Here is a 25,257-nt window from a genome sequence, read left to right on the forward strand (position 1 = left end):
GGTCAGCCCGTGCGGCGTCGCGGCATCGCGCAGCCGATCGAGGATGCAGCCGGGCTCGACCTTAGCCCGCCGGGCCGCCGGGTCGATCTCGATCACATGATGCAGGTGACGCGAGAAGTCGATCGTCACCGCCGCGTTGCAGCCCTGGCCGGCAAGGCTGGTGCCGCCGCCGCGCGGCAGAATCGGCGCGCCGTGGTCCCGGCAGATGCGCACCGTCTCGATGACTTCGTCGCGGTTGCGCGGGGCCACCAGCCCGATCGGCACCTGCCGGTAATTGGACGCGTCGGTCGCGAACAGTGCCCGCGCCTGCGCGCTGAAATCGACCGCATCGCCCAGCGCATGCGTCAGCGCCCGCTCCAGCCCCCGTGCAGGGGCCGGCATCAGACCAGCTCGCGCACCGTGTCGGAGGCGAGGGTGAGCGCGATCTTGCCACGATTGGGCGTGCCTTTCGCCAGCGCCTCGGCCATGTGCAGCGCCTGCTTGACCTCGACTTTCGGCGGCATCGGCGGCTCGTTCGGGTCGACGACCGCTTCGATCAGGCAGGCGCCGGGCGTGGCCAGCGCCTCGCGCAGCTGCTCGCCGCAGCGCGCAGGGTCGTCGATCCGGATCGCGCGGATGCCGCAGCCTTCAGCCACGCGCACAAAGTCGACCGGCTCCAGTTCGCAGCCATATTCCGGGTTGCCCAGGAACACCATCTGCTCCCATTTGATCTGGCCGAGTGTGTTGTTCTTGATGACGATGATCTTCACGTCGAGGCCGTATTTGCGAAGCGTGACGAGATCGCCCATCAGCATCGCCATCGCGCCGTCGCCGATCACTGCGACCACTTGCCGGCCCGGATAGGCGACCGCACCGGCAATCGCGTAGGGAAGCCCGCATGCCATGCTGGCGAGCGTGCCGGAGCAGCTGAATTTCATCTCGCCCCGCATCTCGACATGGCGTGCGGTCCAGGCGGTGATCGTGCCGCTGTCGGTGATCAGGATGGCGTCGTCGTCGATCAGCTTGTTGAGCTCGTGGGTCACGACCTGCGGCTTCATCGGGCTGTCGGTGCGCGTGCCGCGCTCATCCATCAGCTCGCGCCACTTGCCCATCGCCTTTTGCGCGGTCTCGAGGAAGTCGCCGCTGTCATTGGGCTTCAGCATCGGCAGCAGCTCGGCCAGCACGCGCTTGCTGTCGCCGACCAGCCCGGCCTCGACCGGATAGCGCAGGCCGATCCGCTTCGGATCGATTTCGATCTGCACCGCGCGCGCCTTGCCGGGCTTGGGATAGAATTCGATGTAGGGGAAGGACGAGCCGACGATCAGCAGCGTGTCGCAGCTTTCCAGCGCGTCCTGGCTGGCGCGGGTGCCGAGCAGGCCGACGCCTCCCGTCGCATAGGGGCTGCGGTCAGGAACCGCGCCCTTGCCGAGCAGCGGCGTGCCGATCGGCGCCTTCAGCCGCTCGGCGATCGCCTCCAGCTCCGCTCGCGCGTCCAGGGCGCCGCGCCCGGCCAGGATGAACGGCTTTTTCGCCTGGTTCAGGATCGCCGCCGCGTCTTCCAGCTGGCCGCGGTCGGGCAGCTGGCCGCCGCGCGCCATCATGTTGGAGACGTGATGCTTGATGTTGCGTTCGGAGCGTTTCGCCTTGTCCACCGGCATCGACTGGATGTCGACCGGAATGGTGACGTGCGTCGGCTGGCGATAGGCAAGCGCCGTGCGGCACGCCATCTCGACGATATTCTCGACATGGGCCGGCCCCATGATCCGCGCGCTATAGGCGGTCGGGTCCATGAACAATTTGTCGAGGTCGATGTCCTGCTGCGTCCAGGTGTCGAGCAGGTCGTGATGCTGCGCGCCGGTGATCGCCAGCACCGGCTGACCATCGAGCTTCGCGTCGTAGATGCCGTTCAGCAGATGGACGCCGCCGGGCCCGGACGTGGCGAGGCACACACCCAGCTTCCCTGTCCATTTCGCGTAGGCGCAGGCCGCAAAGGCGGCGACTTCCTCGTGCCGCACCTGGATGAAGCGGATCTGGTCCTGCCGGTTGCGCAGCGCTTCGAACACGCCGTTGATGCCGTCGCCGGGGATGCCGAAAATCGTATCCACGCCCCAGTCGATCAGGGTTTCGACGAGCACGTCGCCGCCGGTCATCGCCATTGCTGCTGCTCCTATCCGTCAAGATGAGTAATGTATGCGTCCGCCGCGGGTTCCTGTGCCGCGCGCTCGGGCGCGCCGAGGATCAGGTCGGGCGGCACCTTCGACGCGTCGGCCAGACCCGTCAGCGCCATCGTCACGTCCATTTCGTCCCGGATCAGCTCCAGCGCCTTGATCACCCCGTCCTCGCCGCCAGCGCCGAGCCCGTAGAGATAGGCGCGGCCGATCATGCAGGCGCTGGCACCCATCGCCAGGAATTTGAGCACGTCCTGCCCGGATCGGATGCCGCTGTCCGCCCACAGCTCCGCCTTGGCGCCGCCGATCGCGTCGCGGATCGCCGGCAGCTGCGAGGCGGTCGACGCGGCGCCGTCCAGCTGCCGCCCGCCATGGTTGGAGACGAGCACGGCGTCGGCCCCGGCCTTCACCGCCAGCCGCGCGTCGTCCGGGTCCAGAATGCCCTTGACGATCAGCTTGCCGCCCCAGCGCTGCCGCACCCAGTCGATCGTGTGCCAGTCGAAGCTCGGGTCGAACTGGCTCTTCACCCACTCGGCCAGCTCGCCGAGATCGTCCGAATTCTTCACTTCGTCTTTCAGGTTGCCGAACGTCCACTCGCTCGCGCCGAGCATCGGCAGCGCCCAGCGGGGATGGCTCACGATGCTCCAGATGTTTGCCGGCGTCAGCTTGGGCGGAATGCCGAGACCGTTTTTCACGTCGCGGTTGCGCTGGCCCTCGACGTGCAGGTCCATCGTCAGCACCAGCGCCGAGCAGCCCGCCGCCTTGGCGCGGCCGATCAGGGATTCGCTGATCCCGCGGTCCTTCATCAGATAAAGCTGGAACCAGAACGGCTTCTCCACCTTCGCGGCGACGTCCTCGATCGAAGCGACCGACATGGTCGACAGGCAGAAGGGCACGCCGAACCGCTCGGCCGCGCGCGCGGCCTTGATCTCGCCGTTCGCGCACATCGAACCGCACAGCCCGGTCGGCGCCAGCGCAAGCGGGATCGTCACCGGCTCGCCCAGCATCGTGCCCCCATGCCTGCGCTCGGACACGTTCAGCATCACCCGCTGGCGGAAGCGGATCGCGTCCAGGTCGCGCCGGTTCGCGCGCAAGGTCAGCTCGTCGTACGACCCGTTCTCGACATATTCGAAGAACGGCTTCGGCACGCGCCGCGCCGCCTCGACGCGCAAGTCCTCGATGTTGGTGTAGATCGTCATCGATTCAGCTCGCCGCGCTTTGCCATCGCCGCGATCCGGTCGCCGATCCGGCAGGCGAGCGCCTGGATGGTCAGCGACGGATTGACGCCGCCCGCGGTCGGGAACAGCGACCCGTCGCAGACCCACAGGTTCGGGATCGACCAGCTTCGGCCGTCGGCATCGACCACGCTGTCCTTGGGGTCGTCACCCATCCGGCAGCCGCCCATCAGATGCGAGGTGTCGTGCGTATCCCACAGCTGATGCGCGCCGCCCGCGTCCAGCACTTCCTTCATCGACTTGCGGCCATGCGCGATCAGCCGCCTATCGTTTTCCGAATAGGAAAAGGTCACCCGCGGGATGCGAAGGCCATATTGGTCGGTCTCGTCCGCCAGCTCGACCCGGTTGTGCGCCTGCGGCTCGGTCTCGCCGACCAGGACCAGGCCCGCGCTGTGGTTGTAGCGGGTCATTTCCTGCCGCAGCGCCATGCCCCATAGCCCGCGCGCGGCGAGCGTCTGCGCCCAGTCGGTCGGCAGCGGCCCCTGGCTCATGAACGCATAGCCGCCATGGAAATCCTTGCCGTCGTCGCAGTAATTCCAGTGCTCGGTGCCGGCCATGCAGGGCGGCGCCTTGTAGCTGCGGATCTCCTCGTCCAGCACACCCCAGACGCCCGGGCCCGAGTGCGTCATCAGATGCGTGCCGACCAGCCCGTTGTCGTTGGCGAGCCCGTCCGGGAATTCGGGGCAGGCGGAGTTCAGCAGCAGCCGCGGCGTCTCGATCGCATAGCCGGCGACCACCACGTGGCGCGCTTTCTGCCGCCGCCACTTGCCCGCGCGGTGATAGAGCAGGCCGCTCGCGTGCCCGTCCTTCCCCATCTCGATCCGCCCGACCATTGCCAGGTCGCGCACCTCCGCGCCGGCGGCGATCGCCCGCGGGATGAAGGTGACGAGCACGCTCTGCTTGGCGTTGGTCGAACAGCCATATTTGCAGAAGCCGCGATAGACGCACGGATGCGCCATCCCGCGCGGGGCCGAGAGGGTGGCGAGGGGGAGGGGGGACCAGCCGATCCCGATCCGCTCGCACCCGCGCGCCAGCACCAGCCCCGATGCGTTCACCGGATGCGCGCGATACGGATAGCGCTTGCGCCTTTTGCCCCAGGGATAGCGGACCGGGCCGCTGATCTTCAGCGCCTCCTCCGCTTCCTCGTAATAGGGTTCCAGCTCCTTGAAGCTGATCGGCCAGTCGCGGCCGTAGCCGAGCGTCGAGCGCGCCCTGAACCAGTCTGGCCGCCAGCGCAGCGCGATCATCGTGTAATGCACCGTGCTGCCGCCGACGCCGCGACCGCTGTTGTTGCTGCCCAGCTGGATCGGGTCCGCGCCGCCGCTGATCCGCTCGTCGGTCCAGTAGAGATCGCCCTGCGCCGCTTCGTCCGACGCGAAATCCTCCAGCGGCCGCCAGAACGGCCCGGCATCGAAGGCCACCACCGAAAAGCCGGCCTCGGCCAGCTTGGCCGCCAGCGTCCCGCCGCCTGCGCCAGTACCGACGATCGCGAAGTCGACCTCCTCGTCGTCGCCATAGCTGCGCATCCGCAACCAGCCGCCCGGGCGGAACACGTCCGGCGCGCGTCCGTCGATCGCTCGCGGCTCACGCATCGCGTTCTTCGGCTTCCCAAGGGTCGCGCTCGTCGAACCCCAGGCGCACATAACCACGCGGGCTGGCCGGACCGCCAAAGCCGATCTCGTTCCACGCCGCCGGGTGCGAATAATAGACGGCGACGATCTCCTTCAGCAGCAGCTCGCTGAAGAAACGGTCGGCGGGCAGGTCGCCCCAATGCCGCCCGTCGATTTCGCCCGCCTGCACAACCCGAAGCAGCGCGTCCTGCGTATCCGGCGACAGCTCGCGGAAATCCCTCCCGTGCCGCTCGCGCGCTTCGCCCGCAATCGCCGCCAGCCCCTGCCGCCACGCATCGCGCATCGGCGGCATGTCGGCATAGCGGTATCCCGGGCGCCGGTCCTCGGCTAGCTTCTCGTCGATCCAGTTAACGATCGGCACCGGCTCGTCCCGCTCCGGCTGCGGCATCAGCCGCGCGGCAATCGTCTCCAGCAGCGCCCATTCCGCCTCGGTCAGGAATCGCCGCTCCGGCACCGCGTCCAGTCGCCGCCGCACGACCGCGCGCGTCTGATCGTTCCAGGACGGCGTGTCCCACTTCTTCAGCACGTCGTAATCGGGATATGGCGTCTTGAAGCCGCTCATTGCCGCGCCTCCAGCGACGGCAGCAGGCCCAGCGCGGCGAGCGCGATGCCCAGGAACGCGGGCGGGGCGGGGAGGGGCGGACCTTGCAGCAGCATCTGGCTCCAGTTGCGCCAGCCGCCCATGTTCCGGTGGATGCCGTAGCTGTGGAAGATCGGCCCGGCGATGCCGAGCAGCGCCGTCCCCATCAGCAGCGGCCGTGCAGCCTTGGCCGCGGCCGGGCTGACGGCGCTCGCCGCCGTCACTGCGGCAGCGGCGGGCGGCAGCGTCACCGGCGCGAACATGAACGGGTTCTGGAAGGCGCCGCGGAAATGCAGCAGCCCCGCTTCCGCTGCCGTCCCCAGCAAAGCTGCCGCTGTTATCGGCGCGATCCGCTTAGCCTTGGCGATGTCCGGATGCTCGGCCGCCAGCCCGAACAGCCCTGCCAGGCTCAGCGCCGCCGGCGCCCCTAGCGGTGCCGCGTAGAACAGGTTCAGCATGTCGAACCCGCCCGCGCGCTTGCCGATGTTATAGCTGTGGAAGCCCACGCCCGCCGCGCCGACCGCCAGCGCGGCCCCGAACACATAGGGCGCCGCCTTGTCCTCCACCGCCGTCATGCCGAGCGTCGCCAGCGCCAGCGTCGGCGCAACCACCATCGCCGGGTTCCTGAACTCGCCGCGGTAATGCTCGATGCTGCTGTCGAGCAGCACGGCGAGCGACAGGAGCGCCGCCCCCGCTCGCAGGTCTCGTACCGCCGAGGCCTCCGGTGGCTCGGGTCGCTTCCACATCCGCCAGGCAAGCGCCCCGGCAATTCCAGCTGCCGTCACGGCGCCCAGGCCGACCGCGAGCAGCGGCCGCCGCGAAGGCTCCGGGATATGGGCAGACATGAACGATCAACGCCGTCACGCGGCGGCGGGTTGCGCAGTCCCGAATTTAAACTGGATCAAACTTCTGCGGCGGTCCGCATCCGCGCCCGGCGCAGCAGCAGTGCGGTCCCGAGACCGCCGATTGCGGCCCAGCTCGCGACCAGCATCAATGCGGTCGGCAGCACAGGAAGGCGGGTCGGCGGCAGCAGCATCCATGCTGCCTCCGCCAGCCGCATCGCCAGCGTCACGCCGGCGATTGCCAGCATCGCCCCCGGGCTTGCGCGCACAGCCGGACTCAGCAGCGCCAGGAACGGCGCCACGAACTGCAGTGCCACCAATGCCCAGGTGACGAACACCCAGCCGGTCTCGGTCCGGCGCAGATACCAGTGCGCCTCGGCCGGAATGTCGCCCGACCAGATCACGATATACTGCATCGCGTGGACATAGCCCCAGAACAGCAGCGCGGTGACGAACACGCCGGCTGCGGCAAAGGGGGCCTTGTCCCGCCCGGGCAACGTGATCGCCAGCGCCAGCGCGATCCCGCCGATCCATGTGCCCGCGAGGAAGATCAGCCCGTATTCGGAAGAATGGAACGACGGTTCGATCGACTCCAGCCAGTCCACCCCCGCGAACGATCCGAGCAGCGCCCAGACGATCAGTCCGCCGGCCGCGATGCCATCCCGCATCCTCTCCGGCGCGCGCACCAGCGCCTGCTGCAATCCGATGAACACCGCGAAATAGAGAATCGTGCGCATGCTCCAGAAGGCCGGCGACAGCCACACGCCCTTGAACGCAGGCAGGCTGGCCGCGACGTGCGGATCGCCCCATGGATACACCCACGCTGCGCCGATCAGCACCGGCACGAATGTCAGCGCGGTCAGCGGCAGCAGTGCCGCGCCCGCCGCAAACGCCTCACGAAAGAACGGTCGCCAGCTGCCGCCGACCAGCTGCACCATCATCAGCAGCGCAAGGCAGCCGAGCGGCGCCTCCGCCCAGCCGATCGCCGCTGCGGTCCAGGCCGTCAGCGCGATCGGCGGTGCGATGGCAAGCCCGACGACCACGCCGACAAGGCCGGCGACGCCTACGGCCAGCGCATTCCGCTCCGCGCTCACGACGCCCGGCTCCGTTGCAGCGCGCGGATATAGGCGGTGATCGCCCAGCGATCCTTGGGCGGCACGCGGTCGGCATAGCTGTACATCGCGCCGTGCCCGTTCGTGATGACGTCGTAGAAATAGCGGTCCGGCGCGTTCACCAGCCGCGGCGCGGCGTAGTCGGGCGGGTGCGGAAAGCCGCGCTGGACGACGATGCCGTTGCCGTCGCCGCTGCGGCCGTGACAGGGCGTGCAGAAAATCTCGAACCGCTCGCGCCCGCGCTGCACCAGCGCCAGGCTCATCGGGGGCCGCTCAGCCATTGGGTCGGCCGAACCGGCTGAGCGCGATACCGTCCCCGCCGGCGGTGCCTGCACGACGCGGCCGTTGCGGAACAGCCGGCCATGCTCCCACTCCGCATATTTGCGCTGGTCCGTCATCCGCAGATTCTGCCCGCACCCGGCGAGGAGGATGAGGAGAAGCAGAACACCCCAACTCCGTTCGTTTCGAGCGAAGTCGAGAAACGAGGGTCGCTGGTGCACGCGCTTCTCGATTTCGCTCGAAGCGAACGGTTTTCCCTCGCTCACGGCCGCACCGCCTCGATCGTCCAGGCGCCCAGCGAGCCAAGGAACCCGCGCGTGCCGTCCCGGTCGAACTTCGGATCGTCCGCCTCGATATACAGGAAAAACCGGTCGTCCGACGCCAGGCTGAACCGCGGCGTGCCGAACAAAGGGTGGTGCAGCCGCGGCAGGCGGTTCATCCACAGCATGCCGACGATCGCGAAGGTGACGGCACACAGGATCATGATCTCGAAATCGACGACGAAGAAGGCGGGCAGGGCGATCAGCGGCCGCCCGCCGGCGTCGAGCGGATAGTCGCGGTTGACGAAGATCTGCAGCAGCAGCGTCGCTCCGATCCCGACCGCGCCGCCGATCACCGCGAGCCAGCCGACGCGGCTGTCGCCGATCGCCAGCTCTTCGGCCATGCCTTCGACCGGATAGGGGCTGAACGTATCCAGCCTGCGGTAACCTTCCGCCCGCGCGCGCTTGACTGCGTCGAGCAGCGCATCGGCAGTGCCGAATTCGCCGAGCAGACCCAGGATCGGCGCCTCAGCCATCGCGCGCTTCCCTTTTCTCGCGCGCCAGCACTTCCTTGTCCTCGAAGATCGAGATCGAGGGGATGTAGCGGATGAACAGCAGGAACGGCGTGAAGAACAGCCCGATCGTGCCGAGATAGGTGCCCCAGTCCCAGAAGGTGGTGTGATATTCGCCGAAGGAGGAGACGAGGAAGTCTTTGTACAGGCTGGTGACCAGGATCATGTAGCGCTCCAGCCACATGCCGATCACGACCGAGGTGCCGATCAGGAACAGCAGCACCGGGCTCCGCCTGACCCTGCGGAACCACAGCCCCTGCAGCGGTACGAAGTTGAACAGGATCGCGCCCCAATAGCTCCATGCATATATTCCGAAGAACCGGTCGTAAGTGGTTGCAATCTCGCGCTCTCCGCCTGAGTAGAATGCGTCGAACACTTCGAACACATAACCGTAGGCGGTCATCAGCCCGCTCGCGAGCAGCACCTTCGCCAGCACGTCCATGTGCCGGTCGGTGACGATCTCCTTCAGCCCGAAAAAGTGGCGGACGACGAGCGCGATCATCGCCACCATCGCGAAGCCGGAAAAGGCAGCGCCGAGTACGAAATAGGGCGGGAAGATCGTCGAGTGCCAGCCGGGCACCTGACCCGACGCGAACAGCAGCGACACTTCGCTGTGCACCGAAACCACCAGCGGCACGGCGATCGCGGCGGTTGTCCGATACGCCTTCTGCCACCGCGCCCAGTGATGCGCCGAGCCGCGCCAGCCCAGCGCAAAAATGCCGAAGAACACCTGCCAGCCACGTTTCTTCGCGCGGTCGCGCACCGTCGCCAGGTCGGGGACCAGGCCGATATACCAGAACAGCAGCGACACGGTCAGATAGGTCAGGACCGCCCAGATGTCCCATTCCAGCGGGCTGCGGAATTGCGGCCACACGCCCATCGTCGCGGGGTAGGGGAACATCCAGTAGAAGAACCACGGCCGGCCCAGATGGATGATAGGGTAGATGCCGGCGCATACGACCGCGCACAGCGTCATTGCCTCGGCAAAGCGGTTCAGCGAGTTCCGCCAGTCCTGCCCCATCAGCAGCAGCATCGCCGAAATCAGCGTGCCGGCATGGCCGAGCCCCAGCCACCAGACGTAGAGGTGGATCGCGAAGGCCCAATTGACCGGGATGTTGAGGCCCCAGACGCCGACGCCCCAGGTCAGCAGCCAGGTCACCGAGACCACGAACAGCAGCAGCAGCCCCAGGCTGAACAGGAAGGCGATCAGCCACGGCACGCGCGCGGGGAAGCGCAAGGGAACGCGGCCGATCTCGACGCTGACGTCATGCAGCGACTGGTCGAGCGGCAGGATCGGCGGGGAGGTGCTCGCCATCACGCCTCCTCGTCCGCGATCCGCGCCAGGTAGGTCGTGCGCGGCCGGGTATCGAGCTCGCCCAGCAGCGCGTAGTTGCGGGGGGAAGCACGCCCCTTGGCGACTGCGCTGCCCGCATCCTTCAGATTGCCGAACACGATCGCCTGGCTCGGGCACGCCTGCTGGCAGGCAGTCCGCACCTCGCCGTCGCGAACATCGCGCTTCTCGATATCGGCCTGAACCACGGCGCCGCGGATGCGCTGCACGCAATAGGTGCATTTCTCCATCACGCCGCGCCCGCGCACCGTCACGTCCGGATTGCGCTGCGCCTGCACCGATTCCGGCGCCTTGGTCGTATAGTCGAACCAGTTGAAGCGGCGCACCTTGTAGGGGCAGTAGCTGGAGCAGGTCCGCGTGCCGATGCAGCGGTTATAGACCATCTCGTTCAGCCCGTCGGGCCCGTGCACCGTCGCGTGGACCGGGCAGCCCATCTCGCACGGCGCCTGTTCGCAATGCATGCAGGGAACAGGCTGGAAATAAGTCTGCGGCTGCTCAGGCGGGCCGTCGTAATAGCGGTCGATCCGCAGCCAGTGCATCTCGCGCCCGCGCGCGACCTGGTCCTTGCCGACCACCGGCACGTTGTTCTCGGCCTGGCAGGCGATCGTGCAGGCGTTGCAGCCGGTGCACAGATCGAGGTCGATCGTCATCGCCCAGGCGACATCCTCCTCCTTCCAGCGCGGGTAGAAGCTTGCCTGGTCGCGCTCCTCCGGCCGGGCGGCTTCCGGATGCGCGGCGGAGACGGTGCGCACCAGATCCTGCCCTTCGAGCGCGTGGTGCAGCTGGGTCGTCGCAAGCGCGTGGTGACCCGCGACCTTCTCGATGCGGCCGAACGTCGTCCAGGGCGCGGCCGAGCTGCGCAGCGCATAGGCGTCGTAGCCGACCCCGCTCCCCACGCGCCCTGCGCGCCTGCGGCCATAGCCCAGGAACAGAGTGACGCTCCGCTCCGGCTGGCCGGGCATGACCCAGGCCGGGCCGGCGATGCTGCGCCCGCCACTCGACACGCGGACCAGGTCGCCATTGCCGACGCCCAGCCGGTCGGCGAGCGCGACGCTCAGCGCGACGACATTGTCCCATGTGACCTTCATCAGCGGCTTGCCGAGTTCCTGCAGCCAGCCATTGTTCGCGAACCGCCCGTCCCGGATGGTCGGGTCCGGCCTGAACAGGATTTCGACCTCTCCGGCGGCGGCTGGCGCAGGCGGGGCAGGGAACGCGCCCGGCGTCACGGGTGCAGCGGCGCTGTCGGGGATGATCCCGGCACGCACGGCCTCGCGCCACGCCTGCTCGTCCATCGGCCAGGTCGCCCGCACCAGTTCGCGGGAAGGCGCCGGATCGCCGGTCAGCCCCGCGACGATGCCGTGCACCGACCGCGTATCGTAAAGCGGATCGACCAGAGGCTGGATGATCGTCGCGCTGCCGTCGACCGCCCGCGCGTCGCTCCAGTCTTCGAGCATGTGCGGCAGCGGCAGGTGCCAGTCGCTGAGGATCGCCGTCTCGTCGACATGCAGTCCGGCATGGATGCGCAGCGGCACGCGCCGGTACAGCCGCGCGAAATCCACGTCCGCAGGCGCGGCATAGGCCGGATTCGCGTCGAGCACGATCAGCGTGCTGACGCGCCCCGCCTCCAGATCGCGGACAAGCTCGCCGAACGCCGTGCCCGGATAGCGCACCGACGCGATGTAGCGCACCGCCCTGGTGCCCAGCGCTTCGTTGATCCTGAACGCGAGCGCGTGGACCGCAGCCGGGCAATGCGCTCCGGCCGTCACCAGCCCGGGATCGCGCTTCAGCGCTGCCGCCACCTGGGCGGCCCATTGCGCCTCGGGTCGCGTCAGGCCGTCCTGCGCCGGCCCAAGCCCCAGCCCCGCCGCAATCGCCCCCGCCAATAGCGGCACCCGCGAAGGCGACACCCCCAGCCGCGCGAAAGCGGTGCTGCCGGTCTGAGTCGGTGTCGTCTCCGCCATGAACAGCCGCAGCCGCTCCTTCGCCGGCACGTTCGGCCCGCGCCGCGAGGCCCAGGCGGCGACGTTCGGCACCTGCGCCGGGCCGGGCCCGAGCAGGTCGTCGTCGAGGCTGACCACCGTCCGCACCGCCGCCAGATCCGGCCGCGCTTCGAACGGCGCTTCCCCGGCAAGCGGATCGAACGCATGCACGCGCGCGTTCGGCAGCGCCGCCGTCAGCGCGTCCAGTTGGCGGATCAGCGTCGGCGAGCTGGTCGGCCCGATCAGCAGCCGCAGCCCGTCGCCGCCGTTCGCCGCCCAGGCGCGCCGCATCCGCACAATCATCGCGTCATAGTCGGCCCAGCTCGCCTCATTGCCGCGGAAGATCGGCGCCTGGCTCCGGTCAGGATCGTACAGGTCCAGGATCGCCGCCTGGGTGAACAGGCTCGACGCGCCGCGGCTCATCGGGTGATCGGGATTGCCGTCCAGCTTGATCGGTCGTCCCGCCACGCTCGTCGCGATCACCGGCTGCGCGTATCCGTCGAGCGGGATCGCGGTCGCATAGTGCGCGACCTGATCGTCGATCATGTCCTCGGGCCGGTTGACGAACGGGACCGCGTCGTCGGACCGTTTCGGGCTGCACCCGGCGAGGCCGATCAGCCCCAGCGAAGCGCCCATCACCTGCAGCAGAGCGCGCCGGTCGGTCGCGAACAGGTCGGCGACGGCCGGGAATTCCGCCGCGACGGACGCCTGGAATTCGTCCGTCCCGGCAAGCTCCTCGAGCCCGCGCCAGAGCCGCCCCTCGCTCACCGGTGGCACACCGCGCAATGCGTCAGTTCGTCCGGACCCTTGATCCGGTAGAGCTTCATCAGCCGCTCGCCCAGCGCGCGCCGGTCCGCGGGCGGCGGCCAGTCGGCCTCCAGCACCGCCGCTTGCGGCCGCAGATGCGGCGCCGGATCGCGGTGGCAGTCGAGGCACCAGCGCATCTCGAACGCCTTGGCGCGGAACATCAACGGCATCCGGTCGACGCGACCGTGGCACTCGAAGCAGCTGACGCCCTTGGCGATATGGATGTCGTGGCGAAAATAGACGAAGTCCGGCACTCGCGCGACGCGCTTCCATTCGATCGATCGGTTCTCGGCCAGGCTCTGCCGCACGGGTGCCAGCATCGCCGCGTTGGTCCACAGCTGCGAATGGCAGGTCATGCACACATGGGTTGCCGGAAAGCCGGCATCGGCGCTCGTCTCCACCGATGTGTGGCAATAGCGGCAGTCGATGCCGAGCTCGCCGGCATGATGCTTGTGGCTGAACGGCACCGGCTGCATCGGCGTGCGCGCGACCCTCGTCACATATTGCGATCGGGCGACGGTGCCGCCGAGCAGCAACGATCCGACCGTGCCGAGAACGAGCGCGATCAGGATGGCGCGCAGCCACGTATCTGCCGTCGGCGAGAATATCTGCGCCACCCGGGCCCTCTCATCTGGGAACGGCCGACGAACGGACCAAACATAAGCTAAGTTCCGCGTCCGGTTCCCAAGGGCGGAACGATTATTCGCAAGGTCCGTTCGCTTGGGCGACCCGCTCGTTTCCCCGAGGCACCCGCCGATGTCCGAAGCCGATCATGCGCAGGATTTCGAACGGTCCGACGCGTCTCCCTGGCTGATCGTGGCGCTCGCCGCCGGCCTTGCCGCGACGGTGGTCCTGGTGATGATCGTGCTGAACCTGGTCTTCGCCCGCTCGCTGGTCGATCGGCCAAAAGGGCCGATCGCTGCGCTGCCGCCGGCGCCGCGGTTGCAGGTCGCACCGAAAGCCGATCTCGCGCGCACCGAAGCGGCCGAAACTGCCCGCCTGCGGCGCATCGACGCGGCCATGCGCGCCGTCGCGGCGGAGGGCTGGCGCCGATGAAGGCTGCGTTGGCGGGGGTGCTGCTCGCCGTCGCCGCTCCCTCTGCGGCCGCGGGGCTGCAGCCTTCGCAGTTCGGCGCGCTCGCCTTCCGCCAGCATCCCGGCGCGCAGGTGCCGCTGGACACGGTGCTGCTCGATGAATCCGGTCGCAAGGTCCGGCTGGGATTGCTGCTGGACGGCAAGCCGGCCGTGTTCGTGCTCGAATACCTCCACTGCCCGAACCTGTGCGGGCTGGTGCTGGCGGGGCTGGTGCGGGACCTGAAGGCTGCGGGATTGCAGCCCGGCCGCGACCTCCAGTTCGTCGCCGTCAGCATCGACCCGCATGAAGGCCCCGAAGACGCTGCCAGGGCGCGCACCGCCTATCTCGGCGAGCACGCGAACCCTGCCGGCTGGCACTTCCTGACCGGCCCCGCACCCACTGTCCGCCGCATCGCCGACGCGATCGGCTTCCGCTATCGCTTCGACAAGGCGATCGGCCAATACGCTCACCCCGCCGGCTTCGTCGTGCTGACGCCGGACGGCCGCATCTCGCGCTACCTGCTCGGCTTCGAGCATGGTCCGGCGGCGCTGAAGACCGCCGTCGCCGAGGCTGCGCGCGATCAGGTGGAGCCGCCCGCGCATCCGCTACTGCTGCTCTGCTTCGGCTACGATCCGCAGGCGGGCACGATCGCCTATACCGCGATGCAGGCGCTCCGCATCGCCGCCTTCGGCGCCGTCGCCGCGCTTGTCCTCTACGTCCTCGCAGCACTCCGGCGCGAGCGGACCCGCTGATGCGCGGCTTCCCGGTCTGGCCGGTGGAGGCAGGGCACTATGCCGGGGAAATGGACGCGCTGTTCATCGCGCTTGTCATCGTCACCGTGCTCACTGCCGGCTTCGTCTGCTTCATGCTGATTTTCTTCGCGGCGCGCTACAGGGTGGGCCGCGACGCGGATCGCAGCCATACGATCGAAAAGACCTGGAAATGGGAAGTCGGCTGGACGACCGCCTCGCTGCTGATCTTCGTCGGCCTCGCCGTCTGGGGCGCCGACCTTTACCTGCGCCTCTACCAGCCGCCGAAGAATGCCGTGCAGATCTTCGTCGTCGGCAAGCAATGGATGTGGAAGGCGCAGCATCCCGGCGGTCAGCGCGAGATCAACGAGCTGCATGTTCCCGCCGGCCGTGCGGTACGGCTCGTGATGGCCTCGCAGGATACGATCCACAGCTTCTACGTGCCGGCACTGCGGGTCAAGCAGGACGTCGTGCCCGGCCGCTATGAATCGCTTTGGTTCCAGGCGGATAGGCCGGGACGTTACCATTTGTTCTGCGCCGAATATTGCGGCACCGATCATGCGCGGATGGGCGGCTGGCTGACGGTGATGGAGCCGCGCGCTTTTGCCGGCTGGCTCCGCGACCAGGGCGGGCAGCCGAGCCTCGCCGCCCAGGGCGAGCAACTGTTCCACGCCTTCGGATGCAGCGGGTGCCACGGCCCGGGCGGCACCGTACGCGCGCCCGACCTGAACGGCGTCTATGGCGGCCCTGTCGCGCTTCAGGACGGCCGCGTCGTCACCGCCGATGAGCGTTATGTCCGCGATTCGATCCTGCTGCCCAAATCCGAAGTCGCTGCCGGCTACGATCCGGTCATGCCGTCCTTCGCCGGGCAGGTGGGGGAGGACGATCTCGCCAGGCTGGTCGCCTACGTCCAGTCGCTGGGCCGGAAGGGGGCAAGCTGATGCACGGCGGCCGCCCCAACTATCTGACTGCGCAGACGACGATCCGCTCATGGCTGTTCAGCACCGATCACAAGCGGATCGCCTTGCTCTACTTCGCGTCGATCACGTTCTTCTTCCTGATCGGCGGGCTGGCGGCGGTGCTGATCCGGCTGGAGCTGGTCACGCCTTCGGCCGACCTCGTCCTGCCCGATACCTACAACCGCCTGTTCACGATGCACGGCGTGATCATGGTTTGGTTTTTTCTGGTGCCGTCGATCCCGACCACGCTCGGCAATTTCGTGCTGCCGCTGATGCTGGGCGCACGCGATCTCGCCTTTCCGCGGCTGAACCTTGCAAGCTGGTATTTCTACATTGCCGGCGGCGCGCTGACGGTGCTCGCGCTGCTGCTGGGCGGCGTCGACACCGGCTGGACCTTCTACGAGCCTTATGCCTCGGCCTTCTCGAACGGCTATGTGACGCTGGCCGTGCTCGGCATCTTCCTGTCGGGCTTCTCGTCGATCCTGACCGGTCTCAACTTCATCGTCACCACGCACAAGCTCCGCGCGCCCGGCATGACCTGGTACCGGCTGCCGCTGTTCGTCTGGTCGCTCTATTCGACCAGCGTGATCCTGGTGCTGGCGACGCCGGTGCTCGCGATGACCCTGCTGATGCTGGTTGCCGAACGCGTGCTCGGCATCGGTATCTTCGATCCGGCGCTGGGCGGCGATCCGATCCTGTGGCAGCACATGTTCTGGTTCTACAGCCACCCGGCCGTCTACATCATGGTGCTGCCCGCGATCGGCATCGTTTCAGAGCTGGTGACGGCCTACGCCCACAAGCAGATGTTCGGCTACAAGTTCGTCGCCTGGGCCAGCGTCGCGATCGCCGCGATCGGCTTCCTCGTCTGGGGCCATCACATGTTCGTGGCCGGCCAGTCGCTCTATGCCAGCCTCGTCTTCTCGTTCCTCAGCTACCTCGTTGCGGTTCCCTCGGCGATCAAGGTGTTCAACTGGGTGGCAACGCTGCACAAGGGTTGGATCCGCTTCGATGCGCCGATGCTGTACGCGTTCGGGTTCATCGGCCTGTTCACGGTCGGCGGGCTTACGGGCCTGTTCCTGGCCGCGCTCGCGATCGACGTGCACGTGACCGACACATACTTCGTCATCGCGCATTTCCACTACATCATGGTCGGCGGATCGGTCAGCGCCTTCTTCGGCGGGCTGCATTACTGGTGGCCGAAGATCACCGGCCGCCTCTATCCCGAAGGCTGGGCGCGCGCAGCTGCGATCCTGATGTTCTTCGGCTTCAACCTGACCTTCTTCCCGCAATTCGTGCTCGGCTGGCTCGGTATGCCGCGCCGCTACGATGCCTATCCGCCGGAATTCCAGATCTGGCACGTGCTGTCCTCGGCGGGCGCGAGCACGCTCGCCGTCGCCTATGCGATGCCGCTCTTCTACCTGTTCTGGTCGCTCGTCTGGGGGCCGCGCGCGCCGGACAATCCATGGGGCGTGACCGGTCTCGAATGGCTGACCAGCTCGCCGCCGCCGGCGCGGAACTTCGACGAGACGCCAGTCGTCATACGCGGGCCCTATGACTATGTGGACGGCCAGCCTCGGCCGCAGGCCGAGAATGTCTGAAGCGGCGCCCGCCTTTCAGTATGCGACCGTGCCGCAACAGCGCGAGGCGGCGACGCTCGGCATGTGGACGTTCCTTGCGACCGAGGTGCTGTTCTTCGGTGCGCTGATCGCCGCCTATTCGGCGTATCGGATCGCCTGGCCCGACGAGATTGCCGCGGCCGCGCGCCACACCAGGGTCGCGCTGGGCGCGATCAACACCGCGGTGCTGCTCACCAGCAGTGCCTTGATGGCGACCGCCGTCGCGGCCGAAGAGGTGGCGCGGCGGCGCACGGTCATGCTGTGCCTGCTTGGCACCGCCGCGCTCGGCCTCACCTTCATCGGGATCAAGGGCTATGAATATTGGCTCGAATATCGCGAGGGCCTGGTTCCCGCGCTGAATTTCGATTTCGGCCGCTATGGCGGGATCGCGGAGCTGTTCTTCCTTTTCTACTTCTTCGCGACCGGCCTGCACGCGGTCCATCTCACGATCGGCATCGCGATGGTTTTAGTGATCGCGCTGCGGACCGGGGCAGGGCGCCCTCCGCGCCCGCCGATGCTCCGGATGGTGGGCCTCTATTGGCATTTCGTGGACATCGTCTGGATCTTCCTGTTCCCGCTGATCTATCTGCCGGGGAGGGCAGGGTGAGCCGCGCGCTCCGCTGGATATGGGCCTGCTGGGCGGCTCTCGTCGTCCTGCTGGCGACGACCACCGGCCTCGCTTTCCTGCCGCTCGGGCGCTGGAACCTCGCCGTCGCGATTGCGATCGCATCGCTGAAAGCGCTGATCGTCGTGGTCTTCTTCATGGAGTTGCGGCGCAGCTCCGGCCTGGTGCGCGTGTTCGCAGGCGCCGGCTTTCTCTGGCTGCTGATCCTGCTCGGCCTGACCGGCGCCGATTATTCGAGCCGCCACGAAAACTACATTCCCAACGCGTTCCAGCGCCACGAGCTGCCGGCGAAGCGATGATCCGCGTCGTTTCCTGGTGGAAGGCAATTCTCGCCGGCGTCGCGGGGGCGCTGGCCTGGGAAGCCGCCGCGCGGCTGCTGATCTGGGCCGGCGTGCCGATGTTCGACATGGTGCGCCTGCTCGGCACATTATTTGTCGCCGACGGCAAAAGCTGGCTGTGGTGGCCGGCCGGCATGGCGCTGCACCTCGGCGTCGGCGCGCTCTGGGCGATCTTCTACGCCTATTTCTTCTGGTCGGTGCTGCCGTACCGGCCGTGGCAGCAGGGGCTGGTCTTCGCCGCCGTGCCGGCGCTGCTCGCGATCCTGATCGCGCGGCCTCAGCTGGAGCTGATGCACGTACCGATGACGCGTTTCCCCTGGTCCGGGCTGTTCGGCCTTGCCGACGGCTGGATCGGCCCGCTCGGCATCGCCTTCGGCCATGCGATCTGGGGCGCGGTGATGGGTGCGCTCTACACACGTCCGGTCGGGCAGAAGGTCGGCACCGAACGCGCGCCGAAGCCGGACCGCGCGGTGCCCGACCTGATCTTCAAGCCCGCGCCGGACCCGCCGTCGCTGAGCGACTTCATGTTCGCGACCGGCATCGAATGCAGCTACCCGACGCTCGACAAGGGCAGCTGGCGCGTCGACCAGATGGCGACCTGCGGCCATTACCGCCACTGGCGCCGCGACCTGGAGCTGGTGCGGGAGCTCGGCATCTCCTACCTGCGCTTCGGACCGCCGCTGCACCTGATCCTGAAAGGGCCGGGCTGCTACGACTGGGCGTTCATGGACCAGGTCGCCGCCGCGATGCAGCAGCTTGGCATCCGGCCTATAATCGATTTCTGCCATTTCGGCCTCCCCGACTGGCTCGGCAATTTCCAGAATCCGGAACTGTGCCATGCGCTCGGCGACTATGCCGGCGCCTTCGCGAAGCGTTATCCCTGGATCGGCCACTACACGCCGATCAACGAGATGTATGTCTGCGCGCGCCTGTCCGCGCTCGAAGGGCTGTGGAACGAGCAGTGCACCGACGAACGCTCGTTCGTCACCGCCGCGCGGCACCTCGCCAAGGCGGCCGTGCTGGTCACCCAGGCGGTCCGCTGCGAGCGGCCCGATGCGATCTTCGTCAACAACGAAAGCAGCGAGTTCTATCAGCCCTGCTGCCCGGACCCGAAAATCGAGAAGATCGCCGATTTCGAAAATGAGCGTCGTTTCATCCCGCTCGACCTGCTCTACGCCCACCCGCCGCGCGACGACGTGCGCGATTTCCTGTTCGCCAACGGCATGCCGAAGGACGAATATGCCTGGTTCATGAGCCAGCAAGTGCCCGGGCGCACGATCCTGGGCGTCGACTATTACGACTGGAACGAAAAGGTGATCGATCGCGACGGCCATGCCGATGCGATGGGCGAGCTGTTCGGCTGGTACGTGATCACCTCGCAATATTACCGCCGCTACAAGCGGATGGTAATGCACACCGAAACCAACAGCCGCGATCCGTCCGACGCGCCGATGTGGCTGTGGCGGCAGTGGCACAATGTCGAGCTGATCCGGAAAGCGGGCGTGCCGGTGGTCGGCTTCACCTGGTACAGCCTGACCGACCAGATTGACTGGGACATCGCGGTCAGCCGCCCGATCGGAAACGTCACGCCGGTCGGCCTGTTCGACCTCAACCGCGACGTGCGCGGCGTCGGCCTGGCCTACAAGCAGCTGATCGAGATGTTCCGCGACAGCACGACTGTCTGCCCGCGCTGGGGCGAGCTGGACGAGACCGCGGCGCTGCCGCCGCAGCCGGAGCAGGAAAAGGAAGCGGCACGATGAGCGGTTGGCCCTTCCAGGGCACCGATCCCTCCCCGCTGCAGCGGCCGCGCGTCGCAGGTGCCATCGCCGCCGGCGTTGCCGCGGTTCCCGCCGCAGCGCTGGTCTGGCTGACCGGCTCGGCGCGCATGCCGGCCACCGTGATTGGCGTGCCGGAATGGCTGCTGGTCCTGCTCAGTATCGCCGGCCTGGCCGTCTCGGGCGGCATCTACGGCTCGATTTTCCTGCGCGCCGCCAACGATCGCCGCGGCGGCTGGCTGTTCGGGCTCGGCTGGGGCTTCCTGACCTGGACCTTGGGCCCGATCACGCTGTTTCAATGGTGGCTCGGCCGCCCCGTCGCGATCGGTACCCACGCCGCCTGGCTGCTCGCCGCGCATCTGCTGTGGGGACTGCTGTTCGGCGCCGTCTTCCCGCTCGCACAGAACAGCGTCAAACGGACGCTCGAGAATGCGCCCTCGCCGCGGGAGGTGAGCCTGCATCGCCGCAATCCGGAAGGGAAAGCACCGCAGCGTTATCGCCGCATGTCGAGCGCGCGCGACGGCGGCTAGGCGGCGACGGTTTCCTTCCGCGCGGGTTCGCGATGCAGATAGGCGGGGTCGAAGCCGGCCATCGCGCGCAGGGCAGGGAAGTCGAAAATCTCCATCACGCGCCCGCGCTTGGTCACGAGCCCGTGCGAGCGGAGGCTCTGCAGCACCCGGTTCACATGCACGCCGGTGAGCCCCAGCACGTCCGCCAGCTGCTCCTGGGTCAGCGGCAGCTCGATCTTGATCTGGCGCCGATCGAGCCCATAGCCGCGCCGTACCGCGAGCTCGCACAGCAGATGTGCCAGCCGCTCCTGCGCCGACAGCCGGCCCAGGCAAAAGGTCCAGCGGCTCAGGATCGCATTCTCCACGAAGGCGGTCTGCGAGAAGAGGGCCGCGATCGCCGGGAAATACACGCCCAGCGCCAGTGCCTTGTCGCGCTCGATCGTCAGCAGCGTCCCCGGCGTCAGCATCCTGACGCCGTAATCGATTCGCCCGAACGCCAGCACGTCGAGGTTGCAGAAGTCGCCGGGCAGGGCGAGGCCGACGATCTGGCGGCTGCCGTTGCGCGCGGTCTGGTGGCGGAATGCCCAGCCTTCGGCCAGCAGGTAGAGTGTGCCGGATGTGTCGCCTTCGCCGAACAGGCTGGTTCGTGCGGGGAGGCTGCGGCTGGTCAGCGCGGCCTCGAGATGACGACGCTCTTCCTGGGCGAGTGCCGCGAAGCGGTGCATCTCATTCAGACTCATACGAAACCTCCCCGGTTGGCGTCCGGAACTGCGCGGGCGATCTTTAGCCTATGTTTAGCAGACAAATGCATGCCTGCCACGCGGAAACCGCTCTGTCCGCGTGCGAACAGGACGTGTCCGTTTCCGGACATTCCGGCGCACGTCTGCGGCGGCGCTGCTCTGGCGGGCGAGCGCTGGCACGGGCTTTGCTGATAACCCGGCATGCCCCGCTTGGCCTCGCCCGCCCTTGCCGATAAGACGCGACTGGAACGCAAGTGTATTGCGTCACTAAAACAGTTGTGCGAATAGGCAGGCCGATGACCGAGCAGAATTTCGAAGCGATGCGCCGCGCGATGGTGGAAAGCCAGCTGCGGACGACCGGCGTCAACGATCCGCGCGTGGTCGCGGCGATGGCCGAGGTCCCGCGCGAGCGATTCGTGCCGGTGGAGCGCCGCAGCCTCGCCTATATGGACCGCCCGGTCGCGCTCGGCTCGGGCCGCGCGCTGAACATCCCCGAAGCGACTGGCCTGATGCTGACCGCCGCCGCCGTCCGCGCGTCGGACAAGGTGCTGCTGGTCGGCGCCGGCAGCGGCTACACCGCCGCGCTGCTGGAAAAGCTCGCCACCCATGTCGTCGCGCTGGAGGAGGATCCGGCGCTACTGACCTTCGCCCGCGAAAATCTCGGCGGCACCCGGATCGAGCTGGTCGAAGGCCCGCTCAACCAGGGCTGGACTGCGGCCGCGCCCTATGACCTGATCGTCGTCGACGGCTTGATCGAGCAGGTGCCGGACGCGCTGGTCGCCCAGCTTGCCGAGACCGGCCGGCTCGCCTGCGCGATCCTTGACCGCGGTGCGTCGCGGCTGGCGATCGGCCGCAAGGCCGGCGCCGGCTTCGGCCTCGACTTGTTCGCCGATTGCGAATCCGCAGCCTTGCCCGGCTTCGCCCGACCCAAAGCTTTCGTGTTCTAAAGAGAGAAACCCCGGAATGCGCTTCCCAACGATTCTGATCGCGACCACGGCGGCCTTCGCCCTCGCAGCGCCCGCCGCGGCCGATACGCTCCAGGAGGCGCTCGCCAAGGCCTATGCCAGCAACCCGACGCTGACCGGCGCGCGCGCCCAGCAGCGAGCGAATGACGAGAATGTGCCGATCCAGCGCGCCGCCGGCCTGCCCAGCTCGGAAGTGACCGCCGGCTACAGCGAGAATTATCTCGCCCCGGCCAACTCGTTCACCTTTCCGGCGCGCAGCATCGACGCGACGATCGGCCTCACCGTGCCGATCTACCAGGGCGGGGCGGTCAAGAATGCCGTCCGCGCGGCCGACCGCCGCGTCGCGGCCGGCGTGGAGAGCCTGCGCGGCACCGAATCGAGCATCTTCAGCCAGGTGGTCGCCGCCTATAACGACGTGATCCGCGATTCCGCGATCGTCGAGCTCAATCGCGCCAACGTCCATCAGCTGGAGGTCAACCTTCAGGCGACGAGCGACCGGTTCGAGGTCGGCGACCTGACCCGCACCGACGTCGCCCAGTCGGAAGCGCGGCTGTCGCTGGCCCAGGGCGACCTGCGCACCGCCGAATCCAACTATATCGCCAGCCGCGAGCGCTACATCGCGCTGGTCGGCGACACGCCGGACAATCTCCAGCCGCCGCCGCCGCTGCCGAACCTGCCGGCGACGCCGGAGGCCGCGATCACGGTCGCCTTGCACGAGAATCCGGACCTCGCCGCCGCCGAGCGCAACCGCGAAGCCGCCAAATACGACGTCCGCGTCGCAGAGGCCGGCGTCCGGCCGAAGCTGTCGGCCTTCACCCGCGGCCAATATTCCAACTATCTCGGCACGCTCGGCTCGGGCGTCGAGGGCGTCCCCATCGCGCAGAAGACCAGCCAGGCCGTCGCCGGCGTGCAGGCGACAATTCCGCTGTTCCAGGGCGGCCGCCCCGCTGCGCAGACCCGCCAGGCGCAGGCACGCGAGTCGCAGTCGCTCGAGCAGGTGATCGCCGCCGAACGCAGCGTGATCCAGCAGGTCCGCGCGGCGTTCGCGGCGTGGAAGTCGTCGCAGGAAGTGATCCGCTCGGCCGAGGCTGCGGTGTCCGCCAACACCCTGTCGCTGGAAGGCGTGCGCGCCGAAAACAGCGTCGGCAACCGCACCATCATCGAAGTGCTGAACGCGGAGCAGGAGTTGCTGAACGCGCAGGTCCAGCTCGTCTCGGCGCGCCGCAATGCCTATGTCGCAGCCTTCACGCTCCTGGCTGCGATGGGCCAGGCGGAGGCTCGCGATCTCGATCTCGAAGGCGTGACGCTCTACGATCCGACCGCCAATTACCGCCGCGTCCGCCACAAGATCTGGGACTGGAGCAGTGACCCCGATCCGAAGACGATCGCGACGCGCACCGTTGACACGCCCTCGCAGAGGCCGGAAACAATCGCCGGGCCGAAATAGCCGGAACAGGGCATGAGCCAGACGAACGAGCCGTCGATGGAGGAGATACTCTCCTCCATCAAACGCATCATTGCCGAAGACACCGAGACGCTGGTGCCGCGCCGCGGCACGCCCGCGCCCGAATCCGGGGACGAACCGGACGTGCTGGAGCTGAACCAGCCGGTCGGCGAGCCGGTGACGATGCCGGAGCTGGAGCCGGACTCGATGAGTGCCGAGGAAGCGCCGGCAATCGCCCCGGCTCCGGTCGCGCCGCCCGCGACGCCACCGGCCCCTTCGGCGGAGGAGGAAGCCGGCGCGCTTCTCTCTGCCACCACCGAGGCCGCGACCCGCCACGCGCTCGCCGCACTGTCACGGATGGTCGTGAAGCCGGAAGACCCCGCCGCCGACAACACGCTCGAAGGCCTGGTCCGCGACATGCTGCGCCCGATGCTGAAAGACTGGCTCGACGCGCACCTGCCAGGCATCGTGCAGGCCACCGTCGACCGCGAAGTGGCGCGGATCAGCGGGCGGGGAAACTAGGGTCCACGCTACCATCGCCGTCATTGCGAGGGTGGCGAAGCAATCCAGAGCCGTGCCCAAGGCTGGATTGCTTCGTCGCTGCGCTCCTCGCGATGACGATGCTGTCCCCGTCGCACTCTTCCCCTTGCACGCCCCCCTCGTCTAAGGCCCCGCGCATGAGCGAGTTGCCCAAGACCTTCGACCCCGCCGCGATCGAATCCCGCTGGTACCCTCATTGGGAGGCGAACAATCTGTTCCGTCCGGAACGCCACGATGCCGAGCCGTTCACGATCGTCATCCCGCCGCCCAACGTCACCGGCTCGCTCCATATCGGCCATGCGCTCGACAATACGCTGCAGGATATCCTGATCCGCCACGCGCGGCTGCAGGGTAAGGACGCGCTGTGGGTGGTCGGCACCGATCATGCCGGCATCGCCACGCAGATGGTGGTGGAGCGCGAAATGGCGCTGCACCAGGACAAGCGCACCAATTACTCGCGCGAGGATTTCGTCGCGAAGGTGTGGGAGTGGAAGGCGCAATCGGGCGGCCAGATCACGCGCCAGCTCCGCCGCCTCGGCGCCTCGTGCGACTGGGCCAACGAGCGCTTCACGATGGACGAAGGCTTCAGCCGCGCCGTCCTCAAGGTGTTCGTCCAGCTGTACCGCGAAGGCCTGCTCTACCGCGACAAGCGCCTGGTCAATTGGGACCCGAAATTCGGCACCGCCATCTCGGACCTGGAGGTCGAGACGAAAGAAGTGCAGGGCAGCTTCTGGCACTTCCGCTACCCGCTCGCCGACGGTTCGGGCCATATCTCGGTCGCGACCACGCGGCCCGAAACGATGCTCGCCGACATGGCCGTCGCGGTCCATCCGGAGGACGAGCGCTACACCCACCTGATCGGGTCTGAGATCGCGCACCCGATCACCGGCCGGCAAAGCCCGATCGTTGCCGACGAGCATGCCGATCCGGAGCTCGGCAGCGGCGCGGTTAAGATCACGCCCGGCCATGATTTCAACGACTTCGACGTCGGCGTTCGCGCGGGGTTCAAGCCCGCCGACATGCTCAACATGCTCGATGCCGAGGCGCGGATCGTCCAGACGCAGGACGGCCTCGTCCCCGCCGAGCTGATCGGCATGGACCGCTTCGACACCCGCAAGCGCGTCGTCC

At 67.9% G+C, this 25,257-nt stretch carries 25 protein-coding genes; 12 read left to right on the top strand and 13 right to left on the bottom strand.

All coding sequences use genetic code 11. The features are described 5' to 3' along the window. The 12 genes from VFT73_RS14895 to VFT73_RS14950 form a co-directional block, all read right to left on the bottom strand. Positions 1-381, bottom strand: a 381-nt coding sequence (locus tag VFT73_RS14895; protein WP_326412845.1) for an FAD-binding oxidoreductase, incomplete at its 3' end; no start/stop codon positions are given. Continuing rightward, positions 381-2,135, bottom strand: a complete 1,755-nt coding sequence (locus tag VFT73_RS14900) for a thiamine pyrophosphate-dependent enzyme (RefSeq protein WP_326412847.1) — start codon at positions 2,133-2,135, stop codon at positions 381-383. The genes VFT73_RS14895 and VFT73_RS14900, both read right to left, overlap by 1 nt. A gap of 11 nt (positions 2,136-2,146) precedes the next feature. Beyond that, positions 2,147-3,346, bottom strand: a complete 1,200-nt coding sequence (locus VFT73_RS14905) for an alpha-hydroxy acid oxidase (protein ID WP_326412849.1) — start codon at positions 3,344-3,346, stop codon at positions 2,147-2,149. Next, the gene (locus tag VFT73_RS14910) at positions 3,343-4,974 is read right to left on the bottom strand and encodes a GMC family oxidoreductase (RefSeq protein WP_326412851.1); all 1,632 of its coding nucleotides are present in this window, start codon (positions 4,972-4,974) and stop codon (positions 3,343-3,345) included. The genes VFT73_RS14905 and VFT73_RS14910 overlap by 4 nt, the downstream gene beginning before the upstream one ends. Then, positions 4,967-5,575 carry a gluconate 2-dehydrogenase subunit 3 family protein gene (locus VFT73_RS14915; RefSeq protein ID WP_326412853.1) on the bottom strand — a complete coding sequence of 203 codons (609 nt, stop codon included), beginning with the start codon at positions 5,573-5,575 and terminating at the stop codon, positions 4,967-4,969. Before VFT73_RS14915 ends, VFT73_RS14910 begins: the two co-directional genes overlap by 8 nt. Further along, positions 5,572-6,438: a hypothetical protein gene (locus VFT73_RS14920; protein ID WP_326412855.1), complete on the bottom strand. Its 867-nt coding sequence runs from the start codon at positions 6,436-6,438 to the stop codon at positions 5,572-5,574. Before VFT73_RS14920 ends, VFT73_RS14915 begins: the two co-directional genes overlap by 4 nt. A gap of 56 nt (positions 6,439-6,494) precedes the next feature. Next, the gene (locus tag VFT73_RS14925) at positions 6,495-7,529 is read right to left on the bottom strand and encodes a hypothetical protein (protein WP_326412857.1); all 1,035 of its coding nucleotides are present in this window, start codon (positions 7,527-7,529) and stop codon (positions 6,495-6,497) included. Next, positions 7,526-7,945 carry a cytochrome c gene (locus tag VFT73_RS14930; RefSeq protein WP_326412859.1) on the bottom strand — a complete coding sequence of 140 codons (420 nt, stop codon included), beginning with the start codon at positions 7,943-7,945 and terminating at the stop codon, positions 7,526-7,528. The genes VFT73_RS14925 and VFT73_RS14930 overlap by 4 nt, the downstream gene beginning before the upstream one ends. 143 nt (positions 7,946-8,088) lie before the next feature. Next, positions 8,089-8,622: a DUF3341 domain-containing protein gene (locus VFT73_RS14935; protein WP_326412861.1), complete on the bottom strand. Its 534-nt coding sequence runs from the start codon at positions 8,620-8,622 to the stop codon at positions 8,089-8,091. Continuing rightward, positions 8,615-9,973 carry an NrfD/PsrC family molybdoenzyme membrane anchor subunit gene (gene nrfD / locus VFT73_RS14940; protein ID WP_326412864.1) on the bottom strand — a complete coding sequence of 453 codons (1,359 nt, stop codon included), beginning with the start codon at positions 9,971-9,973 and terminating at the stop codon, positions 8,615-8,617. The genes VFT73_RS14935 and nrfD overlap by 8 nt, the downstream gene beginning before the upstream one ends. Beyond that, on the bottom strand, positions 9,973-12,756 hold the full coding sequence (locus tag VFT73_RS14945; RefSeq protein WP_326412866.1) for a TAT-variant-translocated molybdopterin oxidoreductase: 2,784 nt from the start codon (positions 12,754-12,756) through the stop codon (positions 9,973-9,975). The genes nrfD and VFT73_RS14945 overlap by 1 nt, the downstream gene beginning before the upstream one ends. Continuing rightward, positions 12,753-13,412: a cytochrome c3 family protein gene (locus VFT73_RS14950; protein WP_326412868.1), complete on the bottom strand. Its 660-nt coding sequence runs from the start codon at positions 13,410-13,412 to the stop codon at positions 12,753-12,755. Before VFT73_RS14950 ends, VFT73_RS14945 begins: the two co-directional genes overlap by 4 nt. Positions 13,413-13,551: 139 nt before the next feature. On the opposite strand from VFT73_RS14950, the gene VFT73_RS14955 reads away from it, so the two are divergent. The 8 genes from VFT73_RS14955 to VFT73_RS14990 are packed head-to-tail and all read left to right on the top strand — an operon-like array spanning position 13,552 to position 20,461. After that, complete coding sequence (locus VFT73_RS14955) at positions 13,552-13,851, top strand: hypothetical protein (RefSeq protein WP_326412870.1); 300 nt, start codon at positions 13,552-13,554, stop codon at positions 13,849-13,851. Continuing rightward, positions 13,848-14,621: an SCO family protein gene (locus VFT73_RS14960; protein ID WP_326412872.1), complete on the top strand. Its 774-nt coding sequence runs from the start codon at positions 13,848-13,850 to the stop codon at positions 14,619-14,621. Before VFT73_RS14955 ends, VFT73_RS14960 begins: the two co-directional genes overlap by 4 nt. Continuing rightward, positions 14,621-15,559 carry a cytochrome c oxidase subunit II gene (gene coxB / locus VFT73_RS14965; RefSeq protein WP_326412874.1) on the top strand — a complete coding sequence of 313 codons (939 nt, stop codon included), beginning with the start codon at positions 14,621-14,623 and terminating at the stop codon, positions 15,557-15,559. The genes VFT73_RS14960 and coxB overlap by 1 nt, the downstream gene beginning before the upstream one ends. Further along, positions 15,559-17,175 carry a cytochrome c oxidase subunit I gene (locus tag VFT73_RS14970; protein ID WP_326412876.1) on the top strand — a complete coding sequence of 539 codons (1,617 nt, stop codon included), beginning with the start codon at positions 15,559-15,561 and terminating at the stop codon, positions 17,173-17,175. The genes coxB and VFT73_RS14970 overlap by 1 nt, the downstream gene beginning before the upstream one ends. After that, positions 17,168-17,800, top strand: coding sequence for a cytochrome c oxidase subunit 3 (locus tag VFT73_RS14975; protein WP_326412878.1), 633 nt, complete (start codon positions 17,168-17,170; stop codon positions 17,798-17,800). Before VFT73_RS14970 ends, VFT73_RS14975 begins: the two co-directional genes overlap by 8 nt. Continuing rightward, on the top strand, positions 17,797-18,117 hold the full coding sequence (locus VFT73_RS14980) for a cytochrome C oxidase subunit IV family protein (RefSeq protein ID WP_326412880.1): 321 nt from the start codon (positions 17,797-17,799) through the stop codon (positions 18,115-18,117). Before VFT73_RS14975 ends, VFT73_RS14980 begins: the two co-directional genes overlap by 4 nt. After that, on the top strand, positions 18,114-19,916 hold the full coding sequence (locus VFT73_RS14985; RefSeq protein WP_326412882.1) for a family 1 glycosylhydrolase: 1,803 nt from the start codon (positions 18,114-18,116) through the stop codon (positions 19,914-19,916). The genes VFT73_RS14980 and VFT73_RS14985 overlap by 4 nt, the downstream gene beginning before the upstream one ends. Continuing rightward, on the top strand, positions 19,913-20,461 hold the full coding sequence (locus VFT73_RS14990; RefSeq protein ID WP_326412884.1) for a hypothetical protein: 549 nt from the start codon (positions 19,913-19,915) through the stop codon (positions 20,459-20,461). Before VFT73_RS14985 ends, VFT73_RS14990 begins: the two co-directional genes overlap by 4 nt. On the opposite strand, the gene VFT73_RS14995 is transcribed toward VFT73_RS14990, so the two are convergent. Continuing rightward, a complete protein-coding gene (locus tag VFT73_RS14995) occupies positions 20,458-21,180 on the bottom strand; it encodes a Crp/Fnr family transcriptional regulator (RefSeq protein WP_326412886.1) in 723 nt (240 codons plus the stop codon). The genes VFT73_RS14990 and VFT73_RS14995 overlap by 4 nt on opposite strands. 296 nt (positions 21,181-21,476) lie before the next feature. On the opposite strand from VFT73_RS14995, the gene VFT73_RS15000 reads away from it, so the two are divergent. The 4 genes from VFT73_RS15000 to VFT73_RS15015 all read left to right on the top strand — a co-directional run. Beyond that, on the top strand, positions 21,477-22,127 hold the full coding sequence (locus VFT73_RS15000; RefSeq protein WP_326412888.1) for a protein-L-isoaspartate O-methyltransferase: 651 nt from the start codon (positions 21,477-21,479) through the stop codon (positions 22,125-22,127). A 16-nt stretch (positions 22,128-22,143) separates the two neighbouring features. Next, complete coding sequence (locus VFT73_RS15005) at positions 22,144-23,592, top strand: TolC family outer membrane protein (protein ID WP_326412890.1); 1,449 nt, start codon at positions 22,144-22,146, stop codon at positions 23,590-23,592. Between the two features lie 12 nt (positions 23,593-23,604). Then, entirely contained in the window at positions 23,605-24,111 is a 507-nt protein-coding gene (locus tag VFT73_RS15010) for a DUF2497 domain-containing protein (RefSeq protein WP_326412892.1), read from the top strand. A gap of 155 nt (positions 24,112-24,266) precedes the next feature. Further along, on the top strand, positions 24,267-25,257 hold a 991-nt coding region (locus tag VFT73_RS15015; RefSeq protein WP_326412894.1), incomplete at its 3' end, for a class I tRNA ligase family protein.

This window comes from Sphingomonas sp., from assembly GCF_035758555.1.
Taxonomy (GTDB): Bacteria; Pseudomonadota; Alphaproteobacteria; order Sphingomonadales; family Sphingomonadaceae; genus Sphingomonas_B.